Genomic DNA, 18,192 nt, shown 5'->3' with positions numbered 1-18,192 from the left:
ACGGGGCGACGGAGGAGGATCACGTGACCGATCTGCGGCTTGGCCCCCTGCTCAGGTACGTCGACGGCTCGTCCGCGACCGTGTGGGTCGAGACGAGCCGTCCGTGCACCGCCGAGGTGCGGTGCTCGGACGGCACCGCCGGCGCGTCCGACACCTTCCAGATCGCGGGCCACTACTACGCCCTCGTCCCGGTCGAGGGCTTCACCCCCGGCACGACCCGCTCCTACGAGGTGTTCCTGGACGGCACCCGCGTGTGGCCGCTGCCCGACTCGCCGTTCCCGCCGTCGGCCATCCACACGCCCGCCGCGGACGCCGCCGTCCGTGTCGCCTTCGGCTCCTGCCGCTGGGCCGCGCCCCCGGAGGGCGAGAAGGACCCGGTGGGCCCGGACGCCCTCGACACCCTCGCGTCCCGGATCGCCGCCGACCCGGACGGCGAACGCCCCGACGTCCTCCTGCTGTTGGGCGACCAGGTCTACGCCGACGAGACCTCCCCAGCCACCCAGCGCTGGCTGGCCGCCCGCCGCGACCTGCGCGACCCGCCGGGCGACCAGGTGGCGGACTACGAGGAGTACACCCACCTCTACTACGAGTCCTGGCTCGACCCCGAGGTGCGCTGGCTGCTGTCCACCGTGCCCAGCTGCATGATCTTCGACGACCACGACGTGATCGATGATTGGAACACCTCAGCGTCCTGGCTGGAGGACATGCGCGCCGTCTCCTGGTGGCGGGAGCGCCTGCTGAGCGGCCTGATGTCGTACTGGGTCTACCAGCACCTGGGCAACCTCCCCCCGGCCGAGCTGGCCGCCGACCCGCTCTACGCCGCCGTACGGCAATCCCCCGACGGCACCGACGAGTTGCGCGCCTTCGCCTGCAAGGCCGACGCCGACGCCGCCTCCGTGCGCTGGAGCTACCGGCGCGACTTCGGCCGGGTGCGGCTGCTCATGGTCGACTCCCGCGCGGCCCGCGTCCTGGAGGAGCAGAACCGCTCGATGCTCGACCCCGGCGAGGCCGCGTGGCTGCGCGAACAGGTGCTCCAGGAGCGTTCCTCCTACGACCATCTCCTGCTCGGCACCTCGCTGCCCTGGCTGCTGCCGCATCTGGTGCACGACGCCGAGGCCTGGGACGCGGCGCTGTGCCGGGGGGAGCGCGGGGCGCGCTGGGCCCGGTTCGGGGAGGATCTGCGGCGCAAGGCGGACCTGGAGCACTGGGCGGCGTTCCCGCGGTCCTTCGCCGCGCTGGCGGACCTGATCGCCGAGGTGGGCTCCGGGCCCGAGGCGCCGGCGACGGTGCTGGTGCTGTCGGGGGACGTGCACCACGCGTACGTGGCCGAGCCGAAGTGGCACACCGGCGGCCCGGACGCGCGGGTCCTCCAGCTCACCTGCTCCCCCGTGCACAACTCCGTCCCCGGCTACATCCGGTTCGGCTTCCGCTTCGGCTGGAGCGCGACGGCACGGGCGCTGGGGCGGCGGCTGGCGCGGCACGGTCGCTGCGAGCAGCCGCCGGTCTCCTGGCGGCACACGGGCGGGCCGTGGTTCGGCAACCAGCTCATGACGCTGACGCTGAACGGGCGTTCGGCGAAGCTGCGGCTGGAGCAGGCGCGGGAGTCGGGCCAGGGTCGGACCCGGCTGCTGACGGTGTCGGAGTCCGAACTGACCGGGGAAAGCGGACACAAGAAGTCCCGACTCGCCCAATAAGGCTTCCTTTCGGGGCAGTTGGGGTGACGTCGGCGCGTGGTGGGCGTGAGACGTCCCACAGTCCGGGCTCCCAGGCCCCCAGCGCCGGTCCTCCCGTGGCCCTGACGGCATGATGAGGCGGACCCTCCGCTTCCGGTGGAGCTCCATGGCTCCACCACGCGCCCCACCCGCCCGGGAGTGCCGCCCTTGCCCCCACCCACCACGGCTTGTCCGCCCGTCTCCGTCGCCCTGGTCGGCGCGGGGCCCCGCGGCACCAGCGTCCTGGAACGCCTCTGCGCCTCCGCCCCCGAACTCCTCCCGCCCGGCACCGACTTGACCGTCCACGTCGTCGACCCGTCCCCACCGGGTCCCGGCCGGGTCTGGCGCCCCACCCAGTCCCCCGAGCTGCTGATGAACACGGTGGCGTCCCAGGTGACCCTGTTCACCGACGACAGCGTGGACTGCTCGGGGCCGGTACGACCGGGGCCGAGCCTGTACGAGTGGGCGAGCGAACGGCCCGGTGAGCGGCTCGGACCCGACGACTACCCGGCCCGGGCGCAGTACGGGCGCTACCTGGAGTGGGTGTTCACCCGGACCGTGCGGCAGGCGCCGGGCGGTGTGCGGGTCGAGGTGCACAGAGCGCGGGCCGTGCGGCTCGACGACACCGCCAAAGGGCGCCAGGCGGTGACGCTGGACGACGGGACGACCCTGGACGGGCTGTCGGCCGTCGTCCTCACCCAGGGGCATCTGCCGGTCGTCGCCGACGCGGCCCAGCGGCGCCACACCGCCCACGCCGAGCGGCACGGCCTCCGCCACGTCCCGCCCGCGAACCCGGCCGACGTGGACCTCTCCCCCGTCGCGGCCGGCGAACCCGTCCTGCTGCGGGGGCTCGGCCTGAACTTCTTCGACCACCTGGCCCTGCTGACGACCGGCCGCGGCGGCCGCTTCGTCCGGGCGGACACCGGCGGCCTGCGCTATCTCCCCTCCGGCAACGAGCCGCGCCTGTACGCCGGTTCGCGCCGCGGCATCCCGTACCAGGCACGCGGCGACAACGCCAAGGGCCCCTACGGCCGGCACCGCCCCCGCGTCCTCACCGACGACACGATCGCCCGCTTCCGCAAACGCGCCGACTCCGGTGACGCCCCCGACTTCCTCGCGGAGATATGGCCGCTGGTGGCGAAGGAGGTGGAGACGGTCTACTACGAAGTCCTCGTCGGGGAGCGGGAGTCGGGGGGCGAGGCGGCGAACGCGGAGTTCGGGGACCGCGTTCGGGACCACTACCGGGATGGCTTCCGGGGCCGCTTCCTGGCCGCGGCCCCTCGCAGCCCCGAAGAGGCCGCCGTACTGGACGAGTTCGGCATCCCGCACGCCGCGCGCTGGTCCTGGGACCGCGTCTCACGGCCGTACACCGGACGGACCTTCAGCGATCCCGGCGCCTGGCGGACCTGGCTCCTGCGCCACCTCCGCGAGGACGCGGCCGAGGCCGCGCGCGGCAACGTAGAGGGGCCTCTGAAGGCGGCCCTGGACGTCCTGCGGGACCTGCGCAACGAGCTGCGGCAGATCGTCGACCACGGCGGCCTCACCGGCGCCTCGCGCAGGGACCACCTGGACCGCTGGTACACCCCGCTCAACGCCTTCCTCTCCATCGGCCCGCCCCGGCGCCGCGTCGAGGAGCTCACGGCCCTGATCGAGGCGGGCGCGGTGGAGGTGCTGGGCCCCGGCCTGGAGGTCCGCGAGGCGGAGGGCGCCTGGCTGGCCCGCTCACCCGGGGTGCCGGGGTCCGCCGTGCGGGTGACGACCCTGATAGAGGCGCGCCTCCCGGAGCCCGATCTGCGCCGCACGGCCGACGACCTGCTCACCGGGCTGCTGAAGACGGGCCGCTGCCGACCGCACACGGTGGACGGCCACGAGACCGGCGGACTGGAAGTGACCCGGCGCCCGTACCACCTGATGGATCGTCAAGGGCACTTCCACGCAAGGAGGTTCGCTTTCGGGGTGCCGACCGAGGGAGTGCACTGGGTGACCGCGGCGGGCGCCCGCCCAGGTGTGGATTCGGTCACGCTTTCGGACGCCGACGCGGTGGCGAGAGCCGTTCTACGTGCGGCGGCGAGCGAAACGGAAGGGGCACCTGAGGCGAATCAGTGGCCAAATGTTGAACTTGCAAGCATTGATTAGGGACACCTAACGTGGATGACTCACTCGGTCCCATCCCCCTGGGGCGACCCCCCTCGTGGGACCGACCCGACCGAAGGAGTCCCCCACATGACCGGACGCCTCAACAGCGCCCAGCCATACGCCCTCGGCCTGTACCGCATCGTCGTCGGCCTGCTCTTCCTCTGTCACGGCGCCGCCTCGCTCTTCGGCGTCCTCGGCGGTGCCGCGGGCACCGGTGGCACCCTTGAAGCCGGTACCTGGCCCGGCTGGTACGCGGCCGTGATCCAGCTCGTCGGCGGGGCCTTCGTGCTGCTCGGCCTGGGCACGCGCGTCGCCGCGCTCGTCGCGGCGGGATCCATGGCGTACGCGTACTTCAAGGTCCACCAGCCGGCGGCCCTGTGGCCCATGGAGAACGGCGGTGAGGCCGCGGCGATGTTCTGCTGGGCCTTCCTGCTGCTGGTCTTCACCGGGTCCGGAGCGTTCGGCCTGGACCGACTGTTCGCGAAGCGCTCGGCGACGGAGAGGAAGCCGGCCGCCGAGCCGGTGACCGTCTGAGCCGACGTCGTACGGTGCCCTCCTCACGTCCGTGGGGAGGGCACCGGCACGTTCGGCAGGCCCCGTTCACTTCCGGACCCGGCAGGCGGGTGAACATGCTGCGTCCAACTCATGAGCCCCCCGTAAATCTCCTGTCACACACCGCGCGTACGCTGTATGGCTGTCTACGGGGGAATCACGGGGAGTCGCGGTGTTGGAGAGTCTGGGGTCGCTGACCGGCAGTCCATGGATCTACGCCATGGTCGCGCTGTCGGTACTCCTCGACGTGTTCGTGCCGCTGCTGCCGAGCGGGGTGCTGGTCATCACGGCCGCGACGGCGGCGGCCGCGGGCAGTGCGGCGACCGGGCGGGTCCCCGACGTGCTGTCCCTCATCCTGTGCGCCACGACCGCGTCCGTCCTCGGCGACCTCGCGGCGTACCGCCTCGCCTTCCGGGGCGGCGAACGCCTCGACCGCGCCATCGCCCGCTCCCGCCGGCTCACCACCGCGCAGGAACGTCTCGGCGAGGCGCTGGCCGCGGGGGGCGGCGCCTTGGTGGTACTGGCCCGCTTCGCCCCGGCCGGCCGCTCGGTGGTCTCCCTCCTCGCCGGCACGGCCCAGCGCCGAGCCCGGGACTTCCTCCCCTGGTCCGCCCTCGCCGGCCTCTCCTGGGCCGCGTACAGCGTCGCCCTCGGCTACTTCGGCGCGCACTGGCTGGGGGCGACATGGCTGGCGACCGGGGTATCGGTGGCAGCACTGTTCGGAGCGGGCGCGGGAGCGACATACGTAATGCGCCGCCGCCCGGAAACGGCCCGCTAGGGCCCGGCGGGTGGGAGAGAGCGGCTGGCCGACTCCCCTGACCTCCCCCAGCGAGGCTGACCATTACCACCCGGGCTTGTTAGCTTCCCCATCCCCAGGTTGACCTCGGACAGGCTCGGCTCAGTCCAGGGCGAGGTCACCTCGGCACGCTCAGGCCGGGGCCGCGCGCCCCCAGACCCAGCACGCCTTGAACAGGCTCACTCCGGCCCAGGCCGCCCCGAACGCGCTCCCCCGACTCACTTCACGGGCCGGCCACCCCACGGCCAGGTCGCCACCCCAGCACGCATACGCCAGGGCCCCGCTCCCCCAAACCCAGCGCGCCTCGAACACGCTCACCCCAGCGCCGGGGACGCCCCGGCCATGGCCACCCCCGCACGCTCTGCCCGGCGCGCACCTCAGGGCCGGCTCACGCGCCGCCCAGCTCGCCCCGACCCGCTTGGTTTTCGTCGGCGGGCGGGTTCGTCGGGCTGCGCAAGTCCCGGGGCCTCGCTCAGCTCGCCTCTCGGCGCGTGGCGCCGCGGATCTCCAGGCCTGCGAGGAGCTCTGCGGTTGCCTCGGCGATCACCTCCACGGCTCGGTCGAAGACCTCCTGGTTGTGCGCTGCCGGGGCGCGGAAGCCCGAGACCTTGCGCACGTACTGGAGGGCGGCGGCCCGGATCTCCTCCTCCGTCGCCTCCTCGGGCAGCACGGGCGGACGAAGCGTCTTGATACTGCGGCACATACCGACAGTCTCCCTCCCGGAGCGGATCGGCGCTTCCGTCCGCTCCTGCCGAAATCCATGATCCTCGGCGAGGCGGCCACCGAGTCCGGGGCCGACCGTGAATCACCTCTCCAGATCGAACCGCCAGTCGTTGGACGTGAGCCAGTGCCCCTTCGGGTACTCGAACTCGGCCTGGCCGAGCAGCGTGAAGCCCGCCCGGCGGCAGACCCCGTTCGACGCCGTGTGCTCCACGCTCGGGAACGCGTGCAGGTACCGGTGTCCGCCCGCGCCCCGCGCCTCCGCGATGAGCGCCTGGGCCGCCCGCGCGGCCAGCCCCCGCCCTTGGAACTCCGGCAGGATCCCCCACCCGGTCTCCCACACCGACGCGCCCGCCCACTCGCGCTCCCAGAACCCGATCGAGCCGACCGTCTCCCGGCTCTCCGCCAGCGTGACCCGGTACATCTGTCCCGCCGACAGCTCGACATACCGCCGATGCCGCGCGACGAGCTTCTCCTCGCTCTCGGGCCCGCCCAGGTGCGCGGTCATCTCGGGACTGTTGGTCCGCTCCAGCAGCCAGAAGTCACCCTCCCCCCAGGGCACCAGCCGCACCTGCTCCACTCGCTGCACCTGCACATCCGCCTCCACCGCAGCCATGCCCCCCACAGTAGGGGCGGGGTCTGACAACGCCCCCCGTCACGTCATCGCCGTACGACCGCCCCCTGCTCCTCACGCCCGGCCGGCCTCGCCCGACGCGCCGCCACTGCCATGACCGCGACCGAGGTCAGGGCGATGGCCGCGCCGACGTAGAGGGGAGCGGCGTAGCCGAGGCCGGCGGTGATGGCGAGGCCGCCGGCCCAGGCGCCCAGCGCGTTGCCGAGGTTGGACGCCGACACGTTGGCGCCGGCGGCCAGGACCGCGCCCTGCGCGTAGTCGGTGACGCGCGTGATCATGCCGGGCACGGCGGCGAACGCGAACACGCCCATCAGGAACACCAGGAGCACCGAGGCCGTGGCACTGGCGGCCAGCAGTCCGAACAGGGTCAGGGTGACGGTGAGCCCGGTCAGAGCCAGGACCAGCGTGCGGTCACGGTCGCGGTCGGCGGCCCGTCCGCCGAGCAGGTTCCCGACGACCAGGCCGACGCCGTAGACCATCAGCAGCCAGGCGACATCCGTCGAGGAGAAGCCGCCGACCTCGGTGAAGGTGTAGGCGAGGTAGCTGAACGCACCGAACATCCCGCCGTAGCCGAGCGCGGTGGCCGCCAGGGTCAGCCACACCTGCCCGGACCGGAACGCGCCCACCTGGTCGCGCAGTCCGGTGGGCGGCGCGGGCTCGGCGGGCGGTGTGTTCCCGGCCCCGCTCGGCACGTACGCGGCGATTCCCGCGAGCGCGAGAACGCCGATCGCGGTGACCGCCCAGAAGGCGGCCCGCCAGCCCCAGCGCTCCCCGACCAACGCACCGAACGGCACGCCCAGGACGTTCGCGACCGTCAGTCCTGCGAACATGACGGCCACCGCGCGGGACTTGCGGTCGGGGGCGACGAGACCGCGCGCGACGAGGGAGCCGATGCCGAAGAACGAACCGTGGCACAGGGCCGCGACGATCCGTCCGAGCAGCATCACGCGGTAGCTCGGCGCGACCGCCGACAGCAGGTTGCCGACGACGAACAGGACGACAAGACCGACCAGCACCCGCTTGCGGGGCAGCCGAGCCGTGGCGGCGGTCAGCACGATCGCACCGACCGCGACACTCAACGCGTACCCGGAGATCAGCCACCCCGCGGCAGCCTCGCTCACCCGAAATTCCGACGCCACCTGCGGCAACAACCCCGCGATCAGAAACTCGGTCAACCCGATCCCGAACCCACCGACAGCCAGAGCGAGGAGCCCGGCCGGTGTCCGCCGGGACCCGCTCGCCCGCCTATGCACGACACTCCCAGGATCCGAAATCATGGACCGACCCTCGCGCGCCGACCAAGCACCGGTCCATGGACAAAGAAGCGGCGAGGCTTGGACGGAAGTGGGGCCACGCGATGTTCACGGTCGAGGAACGGGACCGCCTCAGAGGGCGATTGCTCGCCCGCGCCCAAGCCGACGACGCCGTCGTGGGCGCCGCCTTCACCGGCTCGTACGCCGTCGGGGAGGGCGACCGCTGGTCGGACACGGATTTGGTCCTCGCCGTCGAGGGCGACCTCGCGCCGACCCTGCGCCGGTGGACCGACTGGCTCTACGACGACCTCGGCTCCCGGCACCACTGGGACCTGCCGGTCGGCGCCGCCGTCGTGCGCGTGTTCCTCCTGCCGGGCTGGCTGGAGATCGACCTGACGTTCGCACCAGAGGCCGAGTTCGGGCCGCGGGGCCCGCAATGGCGGACGGTGTTCGGCCGGCCGCGCACCCCGGAGCCCTTCGCGGCACCGGACGGCGACACCCTGGTCGGTCTCCTGTGGCATCACGCGCTCCACGCGCGCGTGTGCGTGGAGCGCGGTCGCCGGTGGCAGGCCGAGCACTGGATCAGTGGTCTGCGGGACCACGTGATCACCCTGGCCTGTCTGCGGCTCGGGCACGCGCACGCGTACGCGAAGGGCGCCCATCTGCTCCCGGACGACCTCTCGGCCGAGTTGGAGGGGTCTCTCGTGCGCTCGCTGACCGCAACGGAACTCGATCGTGCTCTGACCGCCGCGATCGGCGCCGCCACGGCCGAACTCGAACGCTCCCGTCCCGACCTCGCCGCCCGGCTGGCGCCGATGTTCGTGGAGTTGGTGAACACGCCCTCCGCGTAATGCCGTTGAGGCGGCGCCCGTGGTGGGTGAGGCTCTGGGGTCATGGAGTTCTTCTGTTATCACCGTGACCGGCCCGGCTCCCTTCCCCTGCGTGAGGAGCTGACGGAAGCGCACTGGGCCTATATGGACGGGTACGAGGCCGAACTGATCGCGCGGGGGCCGACGTTCAGCACCGACGGGGAGACGCTCACCGGCAGTGTGCACATCGTCGACCTGCCCGATCCCGCCGCCGCCCGCGCGTTCGCCTTCGACGAGCCGAACTACCAGGCCGGCGCCTACCGGGACGTGCTGCTGCGCCGCTGGCGCAACCTGCTGGGCCGCACCATGTGGGAGTTCCCGGGCGGCCGGACCGGTGACGACCGGTACCTGGTGCTCGGTCTCGGCTCGGGAGAGGCCGCCGACCTCGCCGTACCGACCGCCGAGGACGACCTGATCGCGTACGGCCCGCTGCTGTCCGACGACGCGACCGCCTGGCTGGGCACCGCGGCCCTGGTCCGTGCCGCGGACCCGGAACAGGCACGGGCCGTGCTGACCCGGGAGCGGTACGCGTCCGTGGAGGTCTACGGGTGGGAGTTCGGCGGACGTCGCTGACACAAACCCGGTTCACGGGGCAGGTGCACAGGGAGCCGACGTACGACGAGGAGCGCCATGGGTACCGCCGTCCACGTCCCGCAGACCCGGGACATGATCGGGGACGAACTCTCGGGAGACGAGGCGTTCGCCGCCCTGCGCCACTACGGGGGGTTGCGGCTGCTCACCGACTCCTTCGCGCGGTTCCGGTACGCGGACGGCTTCACCAACGCGCGGGCCCTCGCCTTCCAGGTGGTGCTCGGGCTGGTGCCGTGCACGGTGGCGCTGGTGGGCCTCGCCACCTCGGTGCACACGGAGAGCGTGGGCCGGATCATCGAGCTGACGCTCGGCCGGATCGTGCCGGGCGCCAGCGCCGACATCGTCGAGGAGGCCTTCGAGGGGACGCGGCGCACCGCGCACGGCAGTGTCTGGAGCACGCTCGCCCTCTGGCTGGGCCTCGGCTTCGCGCTGCTGAACCTCGCCTCGGCCATGGGCCAGATCGAACGCGGCGCCAACCGGATCTACGGCATCGAGCGCGACCGTCCCTTCCCGCGCAAGTACGGGCGCGGGATCGTGCTCGCGCTCGCCGCGGGGCTGCCGCTGGTGCTGGGCTTCGTCGTGCTCGTGGCCGGGGAGGCGGTGGGCGACGCGGTGGCCCGGACGCTCGGCGGGGAGGGCGGCGGGCCGCGCTGGTGGAGCGTCCTCGACGTGCCCGTGGGGCTGGCGCTGGCCTGGGTGGCCTCCGCGGTGATCTTCCGCTGGTCGCCGCGCCGGGTGCAGCCCGGTTACACCTGGCTGGCCTTCGGCTCGGCCGTGCATCTGCTGCTGTGGGTTGCGGCCACCTGGCTGCTCGCGCTGTACGTCGAGGAGAGCGGTGCCTTCGGTGCCGTGTACGGGCCGCTCACGGCCTTCATCGCCCTGCTCCTGTGGGCCAACCTGACCGCGATCGCCCTCTTCCTCGGCATCGCCTTCGCCGCCCAACTGGAAGCGGCCCGCGCGGGCATCGAGTCGGCCGTCCATCCGGACCCGGGCCCGGGTGAGTGAGGCGGGGCGGCGATTCAAGCGGGTCCGGGTTATGGCCGGATGGTCCCCGGGTCTGCGGCCGGACGCGATTCGGGTGGCTACGGCCGGACGGTTACCCGGCGACCGAGCCCGGACGCGGGTCCCGGTGACTGCGACCGGACCGGACGACGATCCCAATGCCTACGGCCCGACCATGACCCACGTGACCGCAGCCGGCCCCCACCCCCGCCCCCGCCCCGCTCCTCAGCCCCCCGCCGCCGCGGTCACCGTCGCCGGGTCCACTCCCGTCAGTTCGACGATGCGGTGCGGAGGCACACCCGCGGCCAGTGCGCGGCCGATCAGGTCGTCCCGGCCGTCCGCGGTGTCGCGGTAGGCGAGCAGTTCCTCCTCGACCCGGGCGAGGGACTCGGGGGCGGTCAGGTGGCGGACGCGGCGCAGTTCCTCGTCGCTCAGCGGGACCGGCAGCCGTTCGGCCCCCTCGGGCACGGCACCGTTCTCCTCCGGCGGCAGCAGCCGCAGCCGCGGGGACGTGGGTGTGCTGCCCTGCGCGTCCAGCCACGCGCGGACCGCGGGCGTCTCCATGCAGGCCAGCTCCCCGACGGCGGCGGGCGACACGCCGAGCGGCACGGACGGGTCGTCAAGCAGGAACAGGTAGGCGTCGTCGGTCATCCTCGGCTCCCTCTCCGCACGGGCTGATCGATTTCTCAACAGCGGCTGATCGACGTCCCATTACCCCGCCTCGGCCGGATTACCGCCCGCTCCCGCCCCGTCGGCACACCCGTTCGCGTGAACCCCCAGAAGACACTCGCCACCCAAAATCGAACAGGCGTAGCATTGTGCCGTGGCTACGACCTATGACTTTCCGAGTGACCTCCTCGCCGGTCAGGAGGAGCTGCATCAGGTCCGGGCCGAGCTGTCGGCCCTGCTCAAGCGGCTCCCCTGGTCGGTCGCGCCCCTGGACGGCTTCAGCGACGACACCGGCTGGCGGAAGGTGGAGCGCCCCGCCTCCCCCGGCTGGACCCCGGACGAACAGGCCGAGGTGGAGAAGCTCCGGCAGCGCGAACACGAACTCGCGGTCTTCGTCACCACCCACCGCTTCTGGACGGAGGTGGCCTCGCCGGAGCGCGTGGACGCCCGCTCCGAGCTGAAGCACGCGCACGAATCCGGCGCACCGGGCACCGACTGACGGCGCGAGGAGTCCGGCGAACACGAAAAGACCCCGGCCGGGATCGGCCGGGGTCTTCCTGGTGTGGGCGCGGACGGTTTCGAACCGCCGACATCCTGCTTGTAAGGCAGGCGCTCTACCCCTGAGCTACGCACCCGAGACGAGTCGACAGCCTACCTTGCCGCGGGCCCTGTCCTGCAAACCCTTACTCGCGCAGCCGCCGGGGTCAGGGTCGGTACGGGGGAAAACCCCACCCCGGATCCGGGAGCGGCCCGGATCCCCCCGGGCCGGCCCCGTCCCTAGGGTCGAAGCAGGGTCGCGGAGTGCCCGCGGCCACCGGCCAGGGCAGCGTGCCCGCGGCCACCGGTCAGGGCAGCGTGCCCGCGGCCGCCCGCCAGGGCAAGTACAGGGGGAGATCGTCATGGTCCGTTCCGTTCCCGCACGTGCCGCCGTCGCGGCCGGGGTCGTCGCGCTCGTCGTCGCCGGGGCCACCGCCTGCGGCGCCTCCGCCGGGGACGACAAGACCCCCGACCACAAGTCCTTCGCCCTCCAGGGCCGCACCCTCACCATCGACTCCGACGACTCGGCGCTGGAGATCGTCGCCGCCGACGCCAACAAGTCGGGCTCGATCCAGGTGACCCGCTGGTTCCAGGGGACCGTCGCCGTCGGCAAGGACCCCGAGGTGACCTGGTCGATGAAGGACGACCGGCTGAAGCTGCGGATGAAGTGCAGCGGTGTCGTGGCCGACTGCGCCGCCAAGCACCGCATCGAGGTGCCCCGGGACATCGCCGTGAAGGTCGAGGACGGCGACGGCAGCGTGCGGGCACGCGGGTTCACCCAGCCGCTGAGCATCAGCACCGGCGACGGCTCGGTGCGGGTCACCGACGCCGGCGGGCCGCTGGACCTGCACACGAGCGACGGCTCGATACACGCGGAGGTCACCTCCCGCCGGGTGACCGCCCGCACCGGCGACGGCTCGGTCCACCTCGAACTGCGCGCCGTACCGGACCGGGTGGAGACCCGCAGCGGCGACGGCTCCGTGACGGTCTCGCTGCCGAAGGCCACCTACCGCGTGGACACCAGGACCGGTGACGGAGGGGTCGACGTGTCCGTGCCCCGCTCCGACTCCAGCGCGCACGTCGTGTCCGCTAGGAGCGGAGACGGGAAGATCACCGTGCGAACCGCGAACTGACCGGCCCGTGTGTTCGTCCTTCACCGGTGGGAGAATGGCACCGGGCACCGCCAGGACGGAACACAGCACGGGAGAGGGATGTGACGGCGACACCGAAGCAGCCGTACTTGTCGCCGTCGAGGCCGCGCGCACACCGCCAGGCGCTCAGGGACACCCTCACGCTGGCCGGACTGCCGTTGCTGGCCGCCCTCGTGCTGCCCGCCGCGTTCGCCGGCGGCGGCACGCGGCGCTGGTTCGGCGGGCGCGCGGAGAGCCAGCGGGCCGAGGCGCAGGCGGCCAAGGACGCCGCCGCGGCCGCGTTCTACGAGCTGGACACCGCCCAGCGGGACCTGCGGATCTCGATAGAGACCATCACGGCCGTCGACGACTCCCCCGCCGCCCGGCGCGCGGTCGCCGACTTCCAGGCGATCAGCGGGCGCATCGACGAGGCGAGCCACCGCTACATCGAGGCCGTCGACGCCCATGACCTCGACCGGGACGACCTGGAGGCCTCGGTCGCCGCCCACGCGCGTACCGAGCTCACCCGGGCCAAGGACGACCTCGGCAACGTCAAGAAGGAGCTGGACCGTTTCGGCGACAGCCTCGGTCCGCTGCTCGGCAAGGCCGAGACCCAGCTGGCCCGGCTCGCCCCGGCCGTGGAGCGCGCCCGGCAGGGGCTGCTGGCCGCCTCCAACGCCCTGGACGCCGTACGGGAGTCGGGGCTGAAGGCGGACGACCTCGCGGCCCGGCTCGCCGCCCTCGGACCGGAGTTGACCAGGCTCAACCAGGGCGCGGGTCAGCACGGCGTGCCGCAGACCCTGGAGCGGGCCGAGCGGGTGGCCCGGGAGTCCGGGGCGATCCGGGCCGAGGCCGAGCGGCTGCCGGAGCGGGCCGCGGAGATCGACCACCGGCTCGTCTCCCTGCGCACCCGTGCCGAGGCCCTGACCACCCGGGCCGGCCAGGTCGACCCGGTGCTCAGCGAACTGCGCCGCAGGTTCACCGCCGCCTGCTGGCAGGACCTCCAGCACGTCCCGGACCAGGCCGCGGAGAACGTCCGGCAGGCCGAGCTGAAGCTCCGCGAGGCCCGGGCCGCGCGCGACGAACAGCGCTGGCCGGACGCCACCTCGCTGCTCTCCACGGTCCGCGCCCTGCTCAACACCACCGACGAGGCCGTCTCCGCGGCCGGCGACCGGCTGCGCCGCCTCAACGCCGTGCAGAAGGACCCCCAGCAGGAGATCGACCGCACCCGCTTCGCCATCCGGGACGCCCAGCGTCTGGCCATGGCCGGCCGCAACACCCCCGACCCCCGCCATGCCCGCCCCCTGGACGACGCGGTGGCCCGGCTGGACCGGGCGATCGGCACGCTGGAGGGCCGTCACCCCGACTACTGGCACTTTCTCACCGAGACGGAAGCGGTCCGGCAGTCGGTGGCGCGGGTGGTCTCCCAGATCCGCGAGGAGCGCGGCGGAGCGCACTGAGCCCGTAGTCCATTTTGGACATTTCACCCTTTTTTGCATAGATCGCCACGATGCGGTGACATGGAACTAGACCCGCATATCTCTCAAAAAGGAGATGGTGGTATGTCTTCCACCGAGTTCCAGCTCGACGACCTCACCGAGGTCCAGGGCATCGACGTCGAAGCGGCTCTCGACCCGGTCGAGGCCGACGGTTACTACCGCGACAGCCGCCAGTGCGCGGCGCTCGCTCTGACGTCCTCGTCGAGCAACCTCCTGCTGTCGCCTCCGACGCCACGGCCGAAGAAGGGCTGACGGGAGAACCCGCATGGAGCAGTCAGGCGCTTCGACCCGCCTCGCGGGCGCGGTGCAGGGCCTCATGTCGGAACTGGTCTCCGCTCTCCGGAGCGGAGACCGCTTCCGGCCGGCAGGCACGGTCGGGGGCGGCAACGGCCCCCAGGCGACCGCCGACCCGGCGCTGGCCGCCGTACGCGTGGTGGGAGCCGATGTCGTCCTGCCGAGCGTGCTGCTGCGCTGCGCGCCCCCCGAGCCGGACGATCTCACCGTGTTCAGCAAGGCCGTTCACGCCTACCCGCCACCCGCCGAAGCCCCTCCCACCTCGGTGTGGAGCCACTGGGCGATGCGACGGGCGCTGCTGCGGCTGGACGCCGGCCTCGACGGCGCACCGGACGAGGGGACCGAGCCCGGGGCGGAGTGGCTGGAGGAGGCCCCGTGGCAGTTCCTGACCCACCAACTCGCCGTGCTCGCCCCCCTCGCGCTGCCCGGCGAGGACTGCGCGGTGGCTCGGGTGGCGCGCGCCCGCCCGGTCGACGTGGCCCGGGGATTCGTCCGGGCGGTCCGCCGCCGCGACTGGCTCCAGGCGGCCGGGGCGGGACGCTGGCTGGTCCTCCTCGACGGTGTGCCACCGACTCTGGGCCTGGACACCGGGCTGGAGTTCGTGGCGCAGATGGGCGGCGAGGACGCCCGCGTGGCGTTCCAGGTGCGGGCCGCCCAACTGATGCGCACCGGGGTACTGGTGTGACGGCGGCCCCCGAGGTCCGCCCCGCCCGCGGGGTCCGGCAGCTGGGCGAGGCCGCACTGAGCTGGGTGTCCGCCCACCGCGACGGCTTCGCGCTCGACGAGGACGCGCTCGCCGAGCACGGCGACGTGAACACCACCTGGAAGCCCCTCGGCGAGCTGGCCCAGGTGTGCGTCTGCGTACGGCGGCACACCGAACGGACCGATCCGCTCCACGTGGTGGCCTCCGACCTGCTGGCCTTCGCGTGGCAACAGACCGGGCGGGGCGCCCTGTTCGCGGAGTTGCAGCGCCTCGAACCCTTCGCGACGTATCCGCTGGAGGTCTACGCGGCGTTCGCGTCGGCGGGCCTGCGGCACGAGCGCTACGAGGACGCCACCGCGACGGTGGCCCGCACCCGCGGCTGGCAGGTCACGGAGCAGGAACCCAACCGGCGCCTGAGCGTGCTCAACTCCGAGCGCCGCAGCGGCCTCGCGCAGCACGAGGACATGGGGCGGGCGCTGGAGCGCACCTGGCTCGCCGGACTGCCGGAGCCGTGGACCTTCGAACTCGCCGCCGGCTACACGCTCACCCACGTGATCTTCCATCTCACCGACTGGGGCCTGAACCCGCAGGCCGTGCCGGCGCCGGTCGCGGAGTACCTGCGGCACTGGCTGCCACCCTGGCTCGACACCTGCCTGGAGGACGAGCAGTGGGACCTGTGCTGCGAACTCCTGGCCGTGGCCAGCAGCCTGCCGGGCCCGCCCGAGCGCGCCCTGCTCCAGGAGGCCTGGGGGAAACTCGCGGTGGCCCAGGACGACTCCGGCGCCGTCCCGGAGGTCGGCGGCCGAGGCAGTCGTACGACCGCCCCCGCCTTCCTCGACTGCTACCACTCGACGTTGATGACGGCCTTCGCCGCGGCGCTGACCCTCGACCGGCTCCGGGAGGCGAACGGCGGACAGGGAGGGCCGGGATGAACAACACGCGTCTCGTCCACCAGGTCGGCGTCGGAGCCCTGGAGTGGCTGCACGCCCACCGCGAGGGATTCCGGCTGGAGTTGGACGTCGACCCCGAGGTCGGCTTCCTGGAGCGCTTCAAACCGGTCGGCGAACTCGCCCTCATCTGCAAGGTGTTGTTCCGGGAGGGGGTGGCCGGGTCCCGACAGGCCGCGCTGGCACGGCAGTTGATCGACCACGCCTGGTGCCGCACCCTGGACGGCGGCCGGATGCTGGTGCGCGGCCAGCAGGTGGAGCCCCTGTCGCCGATCCCCTTCGAGGTGTATCTGCCGTTCTGGGAACTGGGATACAGCTGCCCCGAGGCCGAGCGGGCCTTCCGGCTCAACCAACGGCTGGGCAGCTTCGAGGCGCTGGAGATGGCGCCGGTCCGCCGCCTCGGCCTGTCCGCCTTCCAGCGCCGCTTCGGCCTGCCGCCCCGGCCGCCGGAGGCGGACCTCGTCGGCGCGACCTGGCTGGGCCGTTCCCCCGAACCCTGGACGGTGGAAGGGCATACCGCCTACGACATCACCCACACCGTCTTCCACCTCACCGACTGGGGGGAGAACCCCGACGGGCTGCCGGCCGGGATCGCCGACTATCTCGCCCACTGGCTGCCGGTCTGGCTGGACGACTGGCTCGACCTGCGCCGCTGGGACCTGCTCGGTGAACTGCTCGTCGTCGACGCCTGTCTGCCCGAGCCCAGCCTCGACGAGCGGGCGTGGGAGGGCTTCGCGGCCGCCCAGCAACCCGACGGCGCGATGCCCGCGGTCCGCGGGATGCCCGAGGGTGAGCCCGACGAGGTCTTCGACATCGTCTACCACCCGACGCTGGTCGCCGCGTTCGCCTCCGTCCTGGCCACCTCCCGCGCGTTGACGCGGATGACACGGACGGCGCGGACGACACCGACGACCCGGACGACACGGACACCGTCATGACAGCCGGCGCTCACCCGGCCCGTCCCGCGCCCTGGCCCGGCGATCCGCTCGACGTCAGCGACCCGCTCGACTCCACCGGCCCGCTCGAGATCACCGGCGCACTCCCGCCCGCCGTACTCCCGCCCGGCCCGCTCCCGCCAGCCGTACTCCCGCCCGACGACCCCACCCCGGACGCACCCGCCGACGACGAGGAGCTGCGGCGGCGGCTCGACGCCGCCGTCGACGCCGTGGACGCGCCCGACGTGGTCTTCGCCGTCTCCCGGCACGGTCACCGCACCGTGCGCACCGGCGGCACCGCACCGCCCCCGCCCGTCCCGCGCGACCGGCTGCGCTACGAACTGGGCTCGGCCTCCAAGACCTTCACCGGACTGCTGCTGGCCCACCTGACCCGAACCGGGACGCTGTCCGCGGGCCTGCCCGCCGCCGCCCTGCTGGATCCGGCCCGGCGCCCCGGCGAGGACCCCGTCACCCTCGCGCATCTGATCACCCACACCGCCGGACTGCCCGCCCTGCCCGCCGACTTCTTCGTCCGGGCGCTGCCGGCCTGGCGCACCAACCCCTACGCCCGCTATCCGGCCGAGCGCGTGATCGACGCCTTCCTGCGCCACGAACGCCACCGACGCCGCCACGGGCGCCGCCACCGGCCCGGCACCCGCTGGCACTACTCCAACTTCGGTGTCGCCGTCCTCGGTCACGCCCTGGTGGCGGTGACCGGCACCCCGTGGGACGAGCTGCTCACGGGTCAGCTGCTGCGCCCCCTGGGGCTGAGCGGCGCCGCCCTCTCCCCCGGCGGACCGGGCACCGACGCCACCGGACACCGCAAGGACGGCACGACACCCGTGCCCCCGTTGGCCGTCGGCGGCTTCCAGGCGGCCGGCGCCGTCCGGTCCGCCCCGCACGACCTGCTCGCGTTCCTCGAAGCGCATCTGGATCCGTCGGACCGGCCCCTGACGGGTGCGCTGCGCGCGGTCCGCCGCCCGGTGCTCCGGCGCGGGATCGGGCACCGGCATGTGCACACCGTGGCCTGGTTCCAACACCCCACAGACCAGGGTCCGATGTACTTCCACGGTGGCGCCACCCTCGGCCAGCAGGCCTTCCTGGGCTTCCGGCCCGACACCGGCACGGCGCTGGCGGCCCTGTGCACCCGCCGCTTCCGCGCCGCCGACGCCTTCGTGCCGACGGCTTACGCCCTGCTGGCCGAGCTGTAGCG

The 18,192-nt window shown here is 73.1% G+C and carries 19 protein-coding genes and 1 tRNA gene; 15 read left to right on the top strand and 5 right to left on the bottom strand.

Features of this window, described 5'->3' with window-relative positions:
* Positions 1-23 precede the first annotated feature (23 nt).
* The 4 genes from ACFULQ_RS38900 (at position 24) to ACFULQ_RS38885 (ending at position 5,178) form a co-directional block, all read left to right on the top strand.
* The gene (locus tag ACFULQ_RS38900) at positions 24-1,694 is read left to right on the top strand and encodes an alkaline phosphatase D family protein (protein WP_383553572.1); all 1,671 of its coding nucleotides are present in this window, start codon (positions 24-26) and stop codon (positions 1,692-1,694) included.
* 186 nt (positions 1,695-1,880) lie between these two features.
* A complete protein-coding gene (locus ACFULQ_RS38895; RefSeq protein ID WP_383553569.1) occupies positions 1,881-3,848 on the top strand; it encodes an FAD/NAD(P)-binding protein in 1,968 nt (655 codons plus the stop codon).
* Positions 3,849-3,935: 87 nt separating this feature from the next.
* The gene (locus tag ACFULQ_RS38890) at positions 3,936-4,382 is read left to right on the top strand and encodes a DoxX family protein (protein ID WP_383553566.1); all 447 of its coding nucleotides are present in this window, start codon (positions 3,936-3,938) and stop codon (positions 4,380-4,382) included.
* 190 nt (positions 4,383-4,572) lie between these two features.
* Entirely contained in the window at positions 4,573-5,178 is a 606-nt protein-coding gene (locus ACFULQ_RS38885; RefSeq protein ID WP_383553563.1) for a DedA family protein, read from the top strand.
* Between the two features lie 490 nt (positions 5,179-5,668).
* On the opposite strand, the gene ACFULQ_RS38880 is transcribed toward ACFULQ_RS38885, so the two are convergent.
* The 3 genes from ACFULQ_RS38880 to ACFULQ_RS38870 form a co-directional block, all read right to left on the bottom strand.
* A complete protein-coding gene (locus ACFULQ_RS38880) occupies positions 5,669-5,899 on the bottom strand; it encodes a DUF2277 domain-containing protein (RefSeq protein WP_383553560.1) in 231 nt (76 codons plus the stop codon).
* A gap of 102 nt (positions 5,900-6,001) precedes the next feature.
* Positions 6,002-6,532, bottom strand: coding sequence for a GNAT family N-acetyltransferase (locus ACFULQ_RS38875; protein ID WP_383553557.1), 531 nt, complete (start codon positions 6,530-6,532; stop codon positions 6,002-6,004).
* A 44-nt stretch (positions 6,533-6,576) separates the two neighbouring features.
* Positions 6,577-7,827 (bottom strand): MFS transporter, encoded by a 1,251-nt coding sequence (locus ACFULQ_RS38870; protein WP_383553555.1) that lies wholly within the window; start codon positions 7,825-7,827, stop codon positions 6,577-6,579.
* Positions 7,828-7,862: 35 nt separating this feature from the next.
* Here ACFULQ_RS38870 and ACFULQ_RS38865 point away from each other — a divergent pair, with 35 nt between their 5' ends.
* Genes ACFULQ_RS38865 through ACFULQ_RS38855 form a run of 3 tightly spaced genes read left to right on the top strand, consistent with a single transcriptional unit; the run spans position 7,863 to position 10,268 of the window.
* Positions 7,863-8,654, top strand: coding sequence for a hypothetical protein (locus tag ACFULQ_RS38865; RefSeq protein ID WP_383553552.1), 792 nt, complete (start codon positions 7,863-7,865; stop codon positions 8,652-8,654).
* 42 nt (positions 8,655-8,696) lie between these two features.
* Entirely contained in the window at positions 8,697-9,245 is a 549-nt protein-coding gene (locus tag ACFULQ_RS38860) for a YciI family protein (protein ID WP_383553550.1), read from the top strand.
* A 57-nt stretch (positions 9,246-9,302) separates the two neighbouring features.
* Positions 9,303-10,268, top strand: a complete 966-nt coding sequence (locus tag ACFULQ_RS38855; protein WP_383553547.1) for a YihY/virulence factor BrkB family protein — start codon at positions 9,303-9,305, stop codon at positions 10,266-10,268.
* A gap of 222 nt (positions 10,269-10,490) precedes the next feature.
* Here the strand turns inward: ACFULQ_RS38855 and ACFULQ_RS38850 are convergent, their stop codons facing one another.
* Positions 10,491-10,916 (bottom strand): DUF6003 family protein, encoded by a 426-nt coding sequence (locus ACFULQ_RS38850; protein ID WP_383553544.1) that lies wholly within the window; start codon positions 10,914-10,916, stop codon positions 10,491-10,493.
* A 172-nt stretch (positions 10,917-11,088) separates the two neighbouring features.
* On the opposite strand from ACFULQ_RS38850, the gene ACFULQ_RS38845 reads away from it, so the two are divergent.
* On the top strand, positions 11,089-11,433 hold the full coding sequence (locus ACFULQ_RS38845; RefSeq protein WP_383553541.1) for a hypothetical protein: 345 nt from the start codon (positions 11,089-11,091) through the stop codon (positions 11,431-11,433).
* A 64-nt stretch (positions 11,434-11,497) separates the two neighbouring features.
* Here the strand turns inward: ACFULQ_RS38845 and ACFULQ_RS38840 are convergent.
* Positions 11,498-11,569: transfer RNA gene (locus ACFULQ_RS38840), tRNA-Val, on the bottom strand.
* A 264-nt stretch (positions 11,570-11,833) separates the two neighbouring features.
* Here ACFULQ_RS38840 and ACFULQ_RS38835 point away from each other — a divergent pair.
* From ACFULQ_RS38835 to ACFULQ_RS38805, 7 genes are all read left to right on the top strand, one after another.
* Positions 11,834-12,604, top strand: a complete 771-nt coding sequence (locus ACFULQ_RS38835; protein ID WP_383553538.1) for a DUF4097 family beta strand repeat-containing protein — start codon at positions 11,834-11,836, stop codon at positions 12,602-12,604.
* Positions 12,605-12,684: 80 nt separating this feature from the next.
* Complete coding sequence (locus ACFULQ_RS38830; protein WP_383553536.1) at positions 12,685-14,061, top strand: hypothetical protein; 1,377 nt, start codon at positions 12,685-12,687, stop codon at positions 14,059-14,061.
* Positions 14,062-14,163: 102 nt separating this feature from the next.
* A complete protein-coding gene (locus ACFULQ_RS38825; protein WP_020136474.1) occupies positions 14,164-14,352 on the top strand; it encodes a hypothetical protein in 189 nt (62 codons plus the stop codon).
* Positions 14,353-14,365: 13 nt separating this feature from the next.
* Positions 14,366-15,079, top strand: coding sequence for a hypothetical protein (locus ACFULQ_RS38820; RefSeq protein ID WP_383553533.1), 714 nt, complete (start codon positions 14,366-14,368; stop codon positions 15,077-15,079).
* A complete protein-coding gene (locus tag ACFULQ_RS38815) occupies positions 15,076-16,029 on the top strand; it encodes a DUF6895 family protein (RefSeq protein WP_383553530.1) in 954 nt (317 codons plus the stop codon). Before ACFULQ_RS38820 ends, ACFULQ_RS38815 begins: the two co-directional genes overlap by 4 nt.
* Positions 16,026-16,982: a DUF6895 family protein gene (locus tag ACFULQ_RS38810; protein ID WP_383553528.1), complete on the top strand. Its 957-nt coding sequence runs from the start codon at positions 16,026-16,028 to the stop codon at positions 16,980-16,982. The genes ACFULQ_RS38815 and ACFULQ_RS38810 overlap by 4 nt, the downstream gene beginning before the upstream one ends.
* Positions 16,979-18,190: a serine hydrolase domain-containing protein gene (locus tag ACFULQ_RS38805; RefSeq protein ID WP_383553525.1), complete on the top strand. Its 1,212-nt coding sequence runs from the start codon at positions 16,979-16,981 to the stop codon at positions 18,188-18,190. The genes ACFULQ_RS38810 and ACFULQ_RS38805 overlap by 4 nt, the downstream gene beginning before the upstream one ends.
* Positions 18,191-18,192 lie beyond the last annotated feature (2 nt).

The sequence above is a fragment of the Streptomyces sp. NPDC057253 genome, from assembly GCF_042669125.1.
In the GTDB taxonomy this organism is placed as follows: Bacteria; Actinomycetota; Actinomycetes; order Streptomycetales; family Streptomycetaceae; genus Streptomyces.
This window is presented reverse-complemented; position numbering and strand designations above follow the sequence as displayed.